Below are 13,701 nucleotides of genomic sequence, written 5' to 3'. Positions count from 1 at the left end.
GGGTGTATCTCCTGATGAAAGACTTGGTAAACCGGCGTGTTACGCGACCGGGACGTCCTGCGCGGCGAACTTGACGATGCCCGCACCACCGCTGACAAAGCGGTGCACGTGGCCGATCCGGCTATTACCCGCAGCAGTGAGGACAAAGGTGCCGCTGTCACTGGCGTACACGGCCTTACCGATATCGGTGATGGCCAGGGCCGCGACCGGCAGTTGCACCTTGCCCGCTTCACGCAAGCGAACGCGCGCCTCGCCGGCAGCCCCAGTGCGGTTGTCTACGCCGCGGTCAGCGAAGCCGACGAACAGGTCAGCAGCCGTCAGCGGACGCGCTAGGCCATTCGCCGAATTGATGCCAACGGCCGAGCCTTCGAAGATCTGCACGCCGGAAGCGACAGCCAGATCATTGATGTCGCCCGTCTCGTAAGCGCGGGGAGTGTCGAGAGTAAGAGGCATGAGGATCTCCAAAGCCTAAAGGGTGGTGGGTGTGGTCCGGGTTACTTCTTCAGGACTTTGATCAGGCCCTTGTCTTCGGCTTTGCGGTACGCGTGGTACGCACCGAAGTCGCCGAACTCAGCCCGCAATTCCTTGTTGCCGTCCCAGGTCGCCTTGGCTCGCTCCTCGAGCGGCGCCTCGGGATCTTCCTGATCAGCCGCGGCCGCCGGGGTGTCCGGTGCGGCTGCGGCAGGGACTGGCTTGGTCGCCGTGCTGCGGATATCCGCCAGCGCGGCAGTGCGCTTGGACTTTTCGGCGGTGATCACCTGGCTGGCTGCTTCAGCACCAGAGGTCTTGCCGTCGAACTTCAGGGAGGCGATCAACTCTTCATGACCGGGAAGGCCGGCAGCCTCGACCGCCTGAATACGTTCACACTCAGCTTTCGCACCGGCGGCGTGAGCGGAATGCTCCAGCGTCGCCAGCAACTCGGCGTGGTTGGCCGCCAGGTAAGCGCGATCGATGGTTGGCTTATCGGCAGCGGTCGTACTTGGCTGGGTTGCGGTGGTTGTAGTCATAGAACGATCTCCGGAGTTGCTGCCGTTGAGTTCGGCAATCAGGGTTTCAAGGGTGGATTCACGGTCTGCCATGCCCAGGGCAACAGCGTCGGAACCGATCCGCATGTCGCCCTGGCCAAAGTCGGAAAGGACGGTATCGACGTCAACACCGCGATAGTTCGCGACGTCCTCGACGAAAATGGTGGTCAAGCGATCGACATGGTTCTGGGCCAACGCACGGCCCTGCTCTGTCGCAAAGTCGGGACGCTTGTTGGGGCTCTGGCTGCTGACGATCTCGACGCTGCCGTCATCCTTGTTCGTGCGCACCGAGAGCACCGTGCCGATGGAGCCGACCGCGCCGGTGCGACTCATGACGATTTCGTGGGCTGCCGCCGCCATCCAGTAACCCGCGCTGGCGGCATTGCCCGACACGTAGGCGACCACCCGTTTCGGGGATGCCCGGATCATCTGGGCGAACTCGGCGATGCCGCTGGCTTGGCCGCCGGGCGTGTCCATCACCAGGATGATGCTGTCGGTGCGCGGGTCATCCACCGCCGCGGTGAACTCCTTCGCCAACACGTCAAGCGAAGTCGCGCCGGACATGGCGGTGAACAGGTTCGCGTAACGAAACACCGGCCCGGTGACCGGGACCAGCGCGACACTGCCGCGCTGGGTCACGTTGCGGGTGTTCTGAAGTGGCCGCCCCTGCCTGGCCTCTACAGCCTCGGGGCCATCGTTTTCACGACGGGCGATCGCCGCGATGGTGTGCAGCATGTCCGGGGTGATCGCCCAGGGCTCGCGCGACACCAAGTCGAACGCCGTCACCCGATGCGCCGGGGGAGCGTCGGTTGGTTTATCGGTCATGGTCAGGTCCGTTCGGGTAAGTCGGGGTTTTGCGGCAACTGGTCTTCAGGTTGAGAGGCCGGCGTGGCAGATAGGCCGTCTTCCATTCGACGTTTCACTTCCAGCGCGCGCTGTTCGTGGTTTTCTTCCCAGTCGCTGCCGTCGTAGAGCATCGATTCCTTGGCCAGCGTGCTGACGCCAAGATCGACACGCGCTTTGGCCGCGTTGATGTCCTTGAGCGGATCCACGGTGCCCGGACCATCGCCGACCCAAATCGAACCGCAGTAGGCATACCGCAGCAACGGATGGTCGAAAAAGCCGGGAGCATCGATGTCGCCCTGAGCAACAGCCTCTTCCAGCCAGTGCTCGTACACCGGCTGACAGAAATCGTTGCCCAGAAAATCACGACAGCCACGGATGAACTGCCAGGCCTCCATGACAGCGGCGCGCGCGGCGGTGTAACTGGCCGTGAAGTGCTTGATCAGCACTTCATAGGGCAGCTCCAACGCCATGCCGATCTGGCGCAACATCGCCAATACAAACGGATCGAACGCCAGGTTCGGACGCCCGGGCGCGGCCGAATCTATCGATGCGCCTTGATCCAGCTCGGCGACAATGCCGCCGCTAAGCGTGCCATCCCAGCCACCGGCCGCACGATCTGCAGGACGATCACCGCCAACCGGCGTGTTGCCGGTCGCAGCGGAGGCCAACGGGCTGAGATCCCCGCCAGGCCCGGGCTTGATGAACACCGCGAAGAACGCCGACACCACGGCGGCTTCCAGCTCTGCATCGGTGTAGCGATCAAGCTGCTTGAGCTTCTCGATCACCGGTGCCAGGTACGGGACTCCGCGAGGCTGACCGACACGTTTGCGCCGATACAAATGCAGCAGCGCCCGACCACCCCGTTCATTGAAGAAGGGTCGCTCATCCCACTTCCGCTCTCTCACACCCAATGCACCCGGGTGGCTGCGTAGAATGTGAGCCTTGATCGGCTCCCCATCGGCATCACGCTCGATGCCGGCGGTCAGCGTTTCGGTATCGGCCTTGTTGTCCGGGTTACACACCCGATCGCCTTCGATCAACTGGATGCACGCCGAGTAGTGCTGACCCGGGCGTTCTTTGTGGGTCAACAACGGAAAGACATCACCGCTGCTCAACACCGAACGCCACGCCAGGTCCTGCAAGCCATAAAAGTTCTGTTCGCGGGTGATGTCGCACGCCGTGGTTTCGGCCCATGACTTGAACAGCGACTCGGTGTTGCGCTGCCAATCACGTGCGGTGTCCTCATCCCAGCCGAGGATCTGCCGATTGACCACCGACTTCAGGGCCAACCCAGTGCCGACCGTTTTGGTCACCACCGTGTTGATCGCGCCGCCGCCGATGGGGTTGTTTCGCTCTAGGTCGCGGCAGCGTTCCCGAAGAGTCGGCAGATCGGGGAGTAGATCGGCAGCTGCACTTCCTGCCGATGGATTCCAGGCACTGAGTGAGCGTTTGCGTTTGGAGGCGCCGCTGTAACCCCCCATTGCCGTCATCGTCATACGCGCCTGCATACGCTTGGCGCCGCTCTCGGGGCTAAACCAACTGATTGCCCGATCCAGCAACGTGGGCTCGGGAGCCTTGAGCGAACGACTCATAACGGCGTGATCCCGCGCAAGACAATGCCGCGAGGGCGACCGCTGGCCAGTCGATCCACCTGGAGCTGCCAGTAATCGATCATCTTGGTGATCTCTGCCGCGTCGGCGTAGTTCAGCTGACGGGTGCCGATGCGATAGCTCTGCTTCTGGCTGACCTTCATGCTTGCGTCGAGCCAGGCTTGAAGCTGGCTTTGCGCCTGTTCCAGGGTGATGGCCATAGATTAATTCCTGCGTTGAGAGAGCACGCGCATAGCAGTGCGGCGCCCAGAAACAACTCTCCCGCCAGAAGGCGGGAGCTCGTTGGGTTCAGCGGATGGTTTCGGTACCGGGTTTTCCGACACCGGTGCGGGATCTGAATCCGGCTCGATGTCCGATTCCGGTGGTGGCGAATCAAACAAACCGCCTTGGCGGATCTGAGCATCCAGAGCCGCCCAGTCGTGCTCATTGAGCAGGTGCGTTTTCAGCGAACGGGCCGCATGCAGCGCGTAGGTTTCGCAGTCCGTGGCTTCGTTCCGCTCGCCGGCCTTTTTCTGCCAGACCTTGCGGTAGTGGTGCCGCCGGCTGGGAGCCTTCACTTCGGCGGTGATCTGCCGGAAGTAGTCGGGACGCACTGTCTTGTAGAAGTGCATCCGACCTGGACCGTCTCCAGTCAGCGGCAGTCGCCCCTCAATCCACAGATCCTTGGCCCGGGACGTACCGACGATGTAAGGACGCAGGCCGTACTTCGAGGCCTTTTGCTCTTTGTCGGTGTCCACCCCCTGACGAGGCGCACTGAAGATTTCTTTTCGTTCATCATCCCGGCTGTTGCCTCGCTCGCTGGCCCCCTTGATTGCCGTCACGCCGCGTTGCTGATGCTTACGGCAAAACGCATAGGCTGCATCTTGTGTAACGGTGCCGTCCGAGGTGTCCAGCGAGACCGCCAGGATTTTCAGCTTCGCACCACAGGCATGGGTGATCGGCGAGAACAGCAGCTTTTCCAGGTCCAGCCAAACGCCCTGCCCTGGCAACACCACCTCGCCGTAGATCTCACCCCAGTAGAGCAACCATGACTCCTCGCCACGGCCCCAGGCGCGAAGAACGACCGCCAGGCGATCGTGCTGCACGTCGACACCTGCGGTGATCACCAGCCCACCCATGGGCACGAACAGCTCCGGGTAATCCTCGGCCCGCTCCGCCAGCTTGTCGGCTTCGGGCAGATCCGATTTGTACTCGTAGGCGCGACCCTGTTTCTGGTTGACGAACTTGATCAGCAGCGACAGGTTGCCCATGGCGGCCTGGTGCTCGGCGTTGAGCTGCTCGCGCACGATGTTCGCCAGGCTGGTACCAGGCAGGCACGCATAGAGTTCGTTCAGTTCGATGAACCCGGCACGGCCGGCAAAGGGTTTGGTCGCTACCCAACCGCAGAATGGATCACCCGCCTCGACGGCGTTGAACACCGTGTTGCGGATGTTCTCCTTGCGCTGGTAGTCGTCCCAGATTTCCCCGCAATGCGGACAGGCATAACCAGCCGTGTCGGGATCCGCACGACCATAGATTTCGTGCGGCTCGACCCCTTCATTGATGTCCAGGTATTTGATATGGGCGAAGTCCAGCACATGAGCCTGGCCGCAGGTATGACAGACAATCGGCAGCACTCGGCAATCGGTCTGTGCTAGGCGCGCCTCGGTCTTGCTCGCGCCTTTGATCGCAGGGGTTCCACCGACCAGCATTTTCGAACCCGGGTAGCGTTTCCCACGTTCTTCCAGCAGGGCGATCGCATCGCCCTGCCCCTTCACGTCATCACTGGTATCGTCCGGTTCTTCAACCACCGACAGTCCCACGGATGAGGTCGACTTCACGTTGCCGGGGGAATTCGAAGCCACCAATTTGAGGAAGCCGCCCGGGAAGCTCTTATGGTCCCAGCGGTTGCCGGAGGACCGGCTGGTGTCGACCGGCATCAACCGATTGACCTCGCTGTTCGCCATCACGCCGTGCTTTAGCTTCTCATCGTGGAAGTTCTTCCCGTCCTTTTCCTTGGCAAACAGGATCATGATCGGCCGGGGCAGGAACTGGACAAACTTGAACAGGTACCCAATCAGGAACCAGGTCCAGCCGATCTGCGCGGCTTTCATCAGGTCTACTTCGCTTACACGCGGATCATCCAGCGCCGCGGCCACGCCGAGGAAGTACGGCGTGTAGTGGAAGTCGTACAGGCCGTGCAGCACACCGCTTTCAGCGGGCAAGTAAAACTCCGTGCTCAAGTACTCCGCCGTGGGCACATCACGCGGCGGGTTGAATTTCCCCGCTGCTGCCAACAAGCTCCGCGCCAAGTTTTCGCGCGTAGCCTGCAATTCGCTCGGTTGTAGGTCCAGCAACTTTGGCCACCACAGATCGATCAACCGTGAGTTTCTGCACGTTCTCGATTTCCTGAATTAATCGTTCAACGCCGCCCAAGTATTCCCGATTAGCAAAGGCCGCCCAGTCGGACAGCACTCGCTCCGCTTCCATGCTGGGGATCAGCGACCGCAATTTCTCGTGATACAGCAGACGCCCGTTCGCCGCCTTGACCCGCCCTTCGTCAATTCGCACGGCGTTGAGCTCTTCCAACTGGCTACCCCCTCGCCCCGCTGCCTTGTTGCGCAGGTCGCGGATGTACGCGGTCCGGATCTCATCCAGGTTGGCCGCCTGCCAGTCATTGATGCCCAACCCCTTCAACACATCGCGGGCATTGCGCTCGCTCATGTCCAGGTGATCGGCTATCTCGCGCTGTGTTGGCATGGTCATCTCCAAGGACTGGACAGGAAGCGGAACCCCCTATGTCGGGTTGAATCTGCAAAAAGATCGGGGTTCGAATTACCCCAATCTCTCAGGTCGCCGGAAGGACCCATTGAAAAAGGGGGTGAGGCCTCGATCCGTTGCCGAATCGCCCCAAAATCGGCCGAAAACGCTGAAAAATCGACGAAAGCCTCAGTCGCGAGCCATCTCGCGGGCCAATGCCCGGCGAAACAGCGGTTCGAACTCGGCAGCGGCGACGCGGTTGGCCACACCGTAGAAGTCGAAGCGACGACGATAGGTCGGACGCTTAACGAAGATCAGGATGGGCCGCGCACCGTTGCCAATGCGTTGCCAGATACCCAATGGGCCAGTGCCATTGCCTGGGCGACCCGTAAAGTAGTCAGGGGCATTGCGATTGCGGCGTTTACTGCGAGCCGTGCGGTTAGCCATGAATCCCGATACACGTTCGGCAGCACCGAGGGCGGAGAGTATTTGGACGATCTGCCCACGACTGATGTTGCCGTTGCCATCCATTCGAGCGCGTCGGCCTGGCACTGCGTACATGTCAGCAGGCATCAGGCCATAGTGGATCAGCGCTTTCTCGAATCGCTTGTGCGGACGATTACCGCCGTCCATATGCACCGGCAAGTACTTCGATGCCGCAACACCCGAACTGGCCTCATCCTTGACCCACACGCGGGCGAACAATCGGGTGGCTGTGGCACTTCGCTTATAGATCGAGTTCAACGTCCAGCGAGTAGGACGATCAAACACACGGGCAATCTCTTCCTTCTCTGCGATCTGCACCCGTTCGGCGGTGAAGGTCAACGCCTTGGCAGCAGCGAGCGGCACCTTGGACCGACTCAATCCGCGCATGCTTTTCACGATCTTGTCGATGTTGTCGCGCATCTCAAGGCGCATCATTGCCCTGGTTCGCCGCCAGTGGTTGACGACTCGCTGACGCCCAGGCGCTTAGCAGCCCAGCGCTCGTACAACCCGATAGCGACATCGGCGCCGGCCATGGCGGTCAGGCAACCCAAGCTACCCGCCGCCCAGATCGACATGCCTGCTGCGATCATTAACATCATCGCCGAAACCCCGCAGGCAATGCAGGCACCCGACCGAAGGGCCAGGCGTCGCAATAACACCCAGCCCCGCGCCCCATCCTTGTCCGCCCGCCACATCTCGCCCGACACGCCACCGACCAGGGCCAGGACGATCACTAACCAGATGGGCATCTCTGCCAGCGCTTGCTGCTCGTTCGTCATCGCCCTACTCCATAAACGCAAAAACCCGGCGCAATGGCCGGGTTTGGTGTGTGGTGCCTGCCGCTCTCTGCGGTCGCACCTATCGAAGATGGGTACTTTTTACAGGTGGATTCCGGTGGCAGCAACCCCACTTTAATGCCACCCGGTGAATAAGTGGGTAACGCAGGGTGAACGCCTAGCGAATGTCGGCGAATACAACACCTCGGCTATCGCTTCTGTTGTACCGTCCTACCTGTCCCACCATTCAGAGTGGAAGTAGGACAGCTACAACCCCTTAAATTCGGGGCTCTGCCCTACTGTCCTACCTTACTTAACTTTTCCTTGTGTATAGAGAGAAAGCTAAAAGCACGCGTGCGCGCCATGGGCGCGACTACGTGCCCGCTATGCTTACGTGTGCATGGTGCGGGCAAAGGTTGGACAGTAGGACAGCCCAGCAACGGCACGGTCTGTACTTGTCCGACCGCATTAAATGGCAGTCGGACAAGGCCGGACAGTAGGACAAGGGTATGCGGAGTGACACCAGGGGTCATGCAGCCTTCCCTATCAACAGACCTGCGATGTGCAGGTGCGCTTCATGCAGACGCTGATAATAGGTATCGCGACTGCAACCGCAGTGGGTGTACTTCTGCGACAGAAAGCTTTCGTGGTTGCAGTAGTGCTCCCACACCACCACCGACAGCTGCGCCGGCAAATGCTTGTTGACGATCAACTCAATATCCGCCGACTCGTCCAGCAACACCCGACTACCCCGTGTGCCGCGTATCAGCTCCCCCTTGCACTCCATCAACATGGCAATCATGTTGCCGCCACTCGCCCCACCATAGGCTTCGGTCATCGGCGAATGCAGATCCTGCGCCCAGAGCTTGAGCATTTCATCAATTCGCTTAATCAAAGCAAGGCTCCTCTATCACCGTCTGCTGCAATGCAGCCGCACGTGCCCACGTTGCAGGCTTCTGATAGGCCCACTGTCGGACACCGCTTTTTGCCAGCGCCGGCATACGCTTCTTCCGCCAGCCCAGCCGGTGCATGATCGCGCCGACTCGCATCTGTTCAGGCTTACCCCAATGCCCGAAATCGAGCTTGAGCGCCTGGGTCAGAATCTCATTGCCGGTAGCGGTCTCGCCGATCTGCGATTCTTCCAACCAGGTCAGGATTGGCCCTTCCCACTCGTCCACCACAAAGCGCTCGTCCTGTGCCTCGGCGAACATCCATGACTCGTCCTTCGTCACCCACCAGATATCGCCAGCCTCGAAGCAAAACACCGCCTCGGCCCACAACTGGTCACGTATCTCGCGCAGTTGTTCCAGGTCGACCTTGTTGCAGAACACCGGCCAGTAACGGCGGTTGCCGGTGGCGTCCTTGAGGTATTCCTCTTGGTTGGTGGTACCCACGAACACACACTGGCGTGGCACATCGTTTGTTCTGCGGCCGTAGCTCTCGCGATAGGTGTCGGTGGACGCCGAGAAGAACTGCTTGGCCTTGGTGCTCTCGGCCTTGTTGAAACTGTCCAGCTCCCCCAGCTCGACAATCCACTTACCGCGAATCGCCTGAAAACTGTCCTTGTCGCCGAGGGCAAAAGGCGTGTCCATAAACCACTCGCCGCCGAGAATACCCATGGCCGTGGACTTACCTTCACCCTGCCCACCTTCGAGGATCATCACCGAGTCAGCCTTACAGCCCGGGCGCATCACCCGAGCCACAGCCGAGATCGGCCAGCGCTTGCCAACTTTGGCAGAATACTCACTAGCTTGAACGCCCAGTACATCGGTCAACCAGCCTTCCAATCGAGGCACGCGGTCCCACTCCAGCTTCTCCAGGTACTCGCGCACCGGGTGAAAAGAATGGTCATGGGCAACCACGCTGACCGCTTCTATCACATGGGACGCTTTGACCCGCAGGTTGTATTGCTGCGCGAGCCACTTCATCACCCGCATGTCATCGATGTCGGCCCAATCGCCGGCACCGCCGCCAAAGGGTGCGGACCGCAGTTTGACGATTTTGGAACTGAACACGCTATAACCGATAACGCCGGCCCAACGTTCGTCATTGCCCAGGATCAGCTCGACGTTTTGCATGTGTGCGATCAGGGAGCCGTTTTCGGTGCGGGCCAGTTGATCCTTCCAACCACCAGCTGCAGGAGGTTTGACCACCGCCAACACCTGGCGGCGGACAGCCTCCAATCCTTCGGCAATATGCAAGTCGTTGAAGTCGGTCCACTTGATCTCACGCTCGCCCGAGAAGACGGGCCCGACCACCTGGCCACCGACGATTAACGCCGCGTTGTTGGCCTTTTCTTCACCTGGGTTCCAAGGCTCACCGTTGGGGCGTTTGGTTTTCCAGTCATCGTCCCGGCAGAGAATCAATGGGCAACCGGGGAAACGCTCGCGCATGGCCTTGGAGACCGAGAGTAAGTTGCCCGCGTCGAATGCGATAGCGACTGTCAGCGACGTTGCCATGTGCAGGCTAGCGCCCGTGGCGTAGCCCTCACATACCAGCACCGGCTCCCCCGGTTCAGGGTGCGGACCAATCAAATGAAAAGCGCCCTCTTTCGACATGCCGTAGGGCCAGTAGACCTTGTCACGCCCTGTATCTTCTTGGACTGTCGGGAAGATCACCTGCAGACCGACGATCTGATCCCGCACGTTGCACATAGGCACTAAAAATGCGCCGGTACGAGGCGCATAGCGGACCTTGAAGCCAACGATTTGCTTTCGATCCAGATAAGCGCTCTTGCCCTTCTCAGGCATGCGCTTGAACAGCCCCGCAGCACGGTTGGCCGCACGCCGTGCAGCGTTGGCCGCGATCTCAGTAGCCTTGCGCTTTGCCTCTTCCTGACGAGCGCGCATAACTTCGCGCTCTTCGGGGCTCATACGTCCAGCCTTTACCTTAATTTTCTGGGTCTCGCCGGAACGCCAATCACCGAAGCTGCCAAAGATCAGCGTTTCGTTTTTCTCGGTCCGGTGCTCATGGACTACATACCAGCCGTTCTTTTCCTTACCCTTGTCCTGGGAGGTTTTGCAGCGGGTCAGTTTGCCGAATACCAACGGTTGCTCAGGTTCGAGGCCGTAATCTCCGAATTGCCCTAAAACCTCATCGAGCATGGCGGGCCTCCCGCGATTCAACAGCGGACTGACAAACAACACACAGATCGCAACCCAACAGGGCAAGTCGGCGAGCCTCTGGGATAGGATCGTCGCAATTTACGCAAAACAGGAAAGAATGCGCCGCCAACACAGGTTTGGCGGCGTTACGTGCAGCGAGGGCTTGATCCAGACGCTCTTGCACCAGGTCATTCGCAAAGTCAGCAATATCAGCCATGGTCAACACCCCGCGTTGCCTGATTGACGTACGTGGCGCGGTTGAACATCCCCAGAAGCCCTTGAATCCCGCGAAACACCTGCAGGCGAATTTCGGCCAGTTCGCGATCCGTCACAACGCCGTCGCCAATGCTCTTGGCCCAGGTATCAGCCAGATCGGCGACCTGTCTGAAGTACTCTGCAATGCCCGTAGTCAACGTCTCAGGCATATCGTTGGTATAAGCCTCGGCCAACTCCTGCCAAGTCGTGTCGCCGACCAACGCATGCACTGCATCGAGAATGCGGCGATCTTTGGTCAGTTCGAGAATCTCACCAAACTCCTGGATGTTCACAGAGTGGCTGGGATGGGTGGGAGAGAGTTTGTGTTGCAGCGTGGTGGGGTTCCTGCCGGTGGTGACGGCAATAGCAGCGGCGCCACCAGGATAGTCCCGGGCAGCATGGTAAAGCGCTAGATCGAGCGGCAATATTTCCCGCTGTGCCCGGTCGACTGAACTCAGAGCGATTCGGCTCATGGCATTAATCCTTGTAAGTTGCCAGTGCCGCGCGACATGCAGTGGTGATACATTTGCCGCGTGGCTTGAAAGGGCCCAAACGCCGGCTAGATCCGCAAGATCGATACCGGCACTGTGCCGAGGCAAACGATCCGTCGTTCACCTCTGGCGCAACAGCTGCCCTATCTGTGGTGGAAAAGGCAGCAACCCGAGGCATCCATGCCTTGGCAACGCGATAAAGATTGGCGGTTTTGCATGTGGTGTGCCCGCCTACCTTTATTGCGACCCGACAGCACTGTGGTGGTGTGTGCCGGGAGGAACTGGGCGGCCCTTGGGTCGCCTTTTTTCTAATCCGCTTTTTGTGGAGCGGACTTTCCCAACAACCATGCAGCCTCAAAGGGGTTACCTTTTTCAACCGCAGCAGCAGCTAAAAGCTTTGCGTACTCTGTTTCACCGGTGTAATCCGTGCGTGGCAGTGAAGCTGCCAACCGCCATTTGTTAAGAGCTTGATAGCTCCTACCGCAAACTTTGGCCGCCGCACCGATTCCTCCTACAGCCTCAAAGGCGAACGCAATAGCGTTAGGGAAGTTTTTCGGGTCGAGCATATGGACCTCCTTTCAACTGTCGGTTGATATTAAAGTTCAACTGACAGATTAGCAACCCTCGTGTGATCATCAACCTATGATTGATAAAGAAACCATGCGCGACATGTTCGCCGAACGCCTTCACGCAGCCCTTGACTCTAAAGGCGTCCGCCAGCGAGGTAGAGGCGCTGACATCATTCAGCAATTGAAATCTAGAGGGGTCACTAAAACCGCTCAGGCCGTTAGTAAATGGCTTAACGGGGCCGCTATACCGGAGCTAGACAGTCTGACCGTATTGGCGGAATGGCTTGGGTGTCGTCGGGAATGGCTTGAACATGGCGTGATGCCAGTTTTCCCTAATCAAGTCGGCTCTGTGGGTAATGAGAAAGCAGGAAATGTCAGCCCTGTTGTCTCTGATATGTCCAAGGTTCCACTTATTTCCTGGGTTCAAGCCGGTGCTTGGTGTGAGGTTCCACCCAGCATTGAATCTATTCATGCAGAGCAATGGCTTCCATGCCCCGTCAGCATCAGCAGTTCGGGCTTTGCATTGCGGGTAGTAGGCGACTCCATGACAAATAACGGGCCAGGACGAAGCTATCCAGCAGGTTGCATCATTTTTGTCGACCCAGACCTTTCGATTAACAATGGTGATCGTGTGATTGCTACGTTACCGAGCAGCAATGAAGCAACCTTCAAAGTCTTCGTGAAGGACGCAGGAAAGCATTATTTGAAGCCCATCAACCCTCAATATCCAATCATCGAAATGACCGAAGAGATGCAGATATGCGGGAAGGTGGTCGGTGCATTCACCCCAGAATGACAAGTACCATCACTCCTCGCCTAAAAATCTGACTGGTTTTCACTCAAGGAAACCAGATAATTTCACCTGATGGTTGTTGACTTAATTCAACCACTGGTTGATATTTGCCTCACTCTCCCACCACAGAGCGAGGCAATACCATGCACACCACAGCCACCCTGCACGTCCATCCGGCCGCTGCTAACCCATCCCGCATCATGGAAGTCCGCCGCCTAGCGCAATACCTCGGATGCGCGTTCATTCCCCACAAACCCAAGCTTGCGACCCGAGCCGCACCCGCACCGTTTGATCCGAACGGCGGAGGGCACGCAGCATGAGCAAGTTCAAACTCGACAACCGCACGCTGCAACTACTCAATGCCCAAGTCAATCTGAGCGAGACCTTCAATCACACTCTGCGGTCGACGCCACAGCGCGAAGCACTGGCGTTTCGCCTGAAGGTTGAACGCAGCACAACTGACACCCTCTTCACCGTAGAACTGGGCAGCGAGCGCCACACGCTGACCTTGCAGAACGAAAAGAAGATGCACCTCAAGCTGGCCGACTTTATCGAAGAGATTGCCAACGGCCCGCTGGATCCCAGTAACACAGCCGATCAAGTGAGTATCCCTCACGCTAACCGACAATATGCGCGGTTTGATGTCGAGAACAGGCAGAAGGTGTTCGAGCTTGTGCGTACCGGCGGCTCACTGAGCCTCGACATGGGCTTCGAACTCCCCTTGCATGTCGCTATCCACCGCACGCAAACCCGTCCCGGTGTCACCACCATCATGAGCATCGGCGTGAAGCGCCCGCGTACCAAGTGCTTCACCGTGTGCGGCACCGATGTCGAGATCTACGAGCAAGTAGCCGAATCCATCAACCACCTGGCTGCTGTGGTGTCGGCGCTGATTGAAAACTGACCCACCCTGCCGATTGAAAATTGACCCAGGGCGGATTGCTGATTTTTGCTTCAGCAATTGTGGATAAGCTTAGCAGTCGTGTCCCAGTGCAGAGGCGCCGAAC

General features: G+C 59.1%; 15 protein-coding genes. 2 read left to right on the top strand and 13 right to left on the bottom strand.

From position 1 onward, the window contains the following. Window positions 1–39 precede the first annotated feature (39 nt). The 13 genes from KGA88_RS23005 to KGA88_RS22945 form a co-directional block, all read right to left on the bottom strand. The gene (locus KGA88_RS23005) at window positions 40–453 is read right to left on the bottom strand and encodes a hypothetical protein (RefSeq protein WP_223594481.1); all 414 of its coding nucleotides are present in this window, start codon (window positions 451–453) and stop codon (window positions 40–42) included. Window positions 454–494: 41 nt separating this feature from the next. Further along, a complete protein-coding gene (locus KGA88_RS23000) occupies window positions 495–1,850 on the bottom strand; it encodes a S49 family peptidase (RefSeq protein ID WP_223594479.1) in 1,356 nt (451 codons plus the stop codon). 2 nt (window positions 1,851–1,852) lie between these two features. After that, complete coding sequence (locus KGA88_RS22995) at window positions 1,853–3,463, bottom strand: phage portal protein (protein WP_103393067.1); 1,611 nt, start codon at window positions 3,461–3,463, stop codon at window positions 1,853–1,855. Beyond that, complete coding sequence (locus KGA88_RS22990; RefSeq protein ID WP_103393066.1) at window positions 3,460–3,681, bottom strand: DUF6148 family protein; 222 nt, start codon at window positions 3,679–3,681, stop codon at window positions 3,460–3,462. The genes KGA88_RS22995 and KGA88_RS22990 overlap by 4 nt, the downstream gene beginning before the upstream one ends. Window positions 3,682–3,684: 3 nt before the next feature. Then, window positions 3,685–5,817: a phage terminase large subunit family protein gene (locus tag KGA88_RS22985; protein ID WP_223594475.1), complete on the bottom strand. Its 2,133-nt coding sequence runs from the start codon at window positions 5,815–5,817 to the stop codon at window positions 3,685–3,687. Then, window positions 5,723–6,220: a hypothetical protein gene (locus KGA88_RS22980; RefSeq protein WP_223594474.1), complete on the bottom strand. Its 498-nt coding sequence runs from the start codon at window positions 6,218–6,220 to the stop codon at window positions 5,723–5,725. Before KGA88_RS22980 ends, KGA88_RS22985 begins: the two co-directional genes overlap by 95 nt. A 189-nt stretch (window positions 6,221–6,409) precedes the next feature. After that, window positions 6,410–7,141 carry a hypothetical protein gene (locus KGA88_RS22975; protein ID WP_223594472.1) on the bottom strand — a complete coding sequence of 244 codons (732 nt, stop codon included), beginning with the start codon at window positions 7,139–7,141 and terminating at the stop codon, window positions 6,410–6,412. Next, window positions 7,138–7,485 (bottom strand): phage holin family protein, encoded by a 348-nt coding sequence (locus KGA88_RS22970; protein WP_103393062.1) that lies wholly within the window; start codon window positions 7,483–7,485, stop codon window positions 7,138–7,140. The genes KGA88_RS22975 and KGA88_RS22970 overlap by 4 nt, the downstream gene beginning before the upstream one ends. A 526-nt stretch (window positions 7,486–8,011) precedes the next feature. Continuing rightward, window positions 8,012–8,377, bottom strand: coding sequence for a hypothetical protein (locus tag KGA88_RS22965; RefSeq protein ID WP_223594470.1), 366 nt, complete (start codon window positions 8,375–8,377; stop codon window positions 8,012–8,014). After that, a complete protein-coding gene (locus tag KGA88_RS22960) occupies window positions 8,370–10,586 on the bottom strand; it encodes a VapE domain-containing protein (RefSeq protein WP_223594468.1) in 2,217 nt (738 codons plus the stop codon). Before KGA88_RS22960 ends, KGA88_RS22965 begins: the two co-directional genes overlap by 8 nt. Then, on the bottom strand, window positions 10,576–10,803 hold the full coding sequence (locus KGA88_RS22955) for a TraR/DksA family transcriptional regulator (RefSeq protein ID WP_223594466.1): 228 nt from the start codon (window positions 10,801–10,803) through the stop codon (window positions 10,576–10,578). Before KGA88_RS22955 ends, KGA88_RS22960 begins: the two co-directional genes overlap by 11 nt. After that, the gene (locus tag KGA88_RS22950) at window positions 10,796–11,314 is read right to left on the bottom strand and encodes a phage regulatory CII family protein (RefSeq protein ID WP_223594464.1); all 519 of its coding nucleotides are present in this window, start codon (window positions 11,312–11,314) and stop codon (window positions 10,796–10,798) included. The genes KGA88_RS22955 and KGA88_RS22950 overlap by 8 nt, the downstream gene beginning before the upstream one ends. 326 nt (window positions 11,315–11,640) lie before the next feature. After that, window positions 11,641–11,898 carry a hypothetical protein gene (locus tag KGA88_RS22945; protein ID WP_223594462.1) on the bottom strand — a complete coding sequence of 86 codons (258 nt, stop codon included), beginning with the start codon at window positions 11,896–11,898 and terminating at the stop codon, window positions 11,641–11,643. Between the two features lie 76 nt (window positions 11,899–11,974). Between KGA88_RS22945 and KGA88_RS22940 the strand changes: the two genes are divergently transcribed. Together KGA88_RS22940 and KGA88_RS22935 are read left to right on the top strand one after the other, a co-directional pair. Then, complete coding sequence (locus KGA88_RS22940; RefSeq protein ID WP_223594461.1) at window positions 11,975–12,697, top strand: LexA family protein; 723 nt, start codon at window positions 11,975–11,977, stop codon at window positions 12,695–12,697. A 313-nt stretch (window positions 12,698–13,010) separates the two neighbouring features. Beyond that, window positions 13,011–13,598, top strand: a complete 588-nt coding sequence (locus KGA88_RS22935; RefSeq protein ID WP_223594460.1) for a hypothetical protein — start codon at window positions 13,011–13,013, stop codon at window positions 13,596–13,598. The last annotated feature ends 103 nt before the right edge of the window (window positions 13,599–13,701 follow it).

This window comes from Pseudomonas sp. A-R-19 (assembly GCF_019956575.1).
GTDB lineage: Bacteria > Pseudomonadota > Gammaproteobacteria > Pseudomonadales > Pseudomonadaceae > Aquipseudomonas.
The sequence above is the reverse complement of the archived record's forward strand: the minus strand, read 5'-3'. Positions and strand labels throughout refer to the sequence as shown.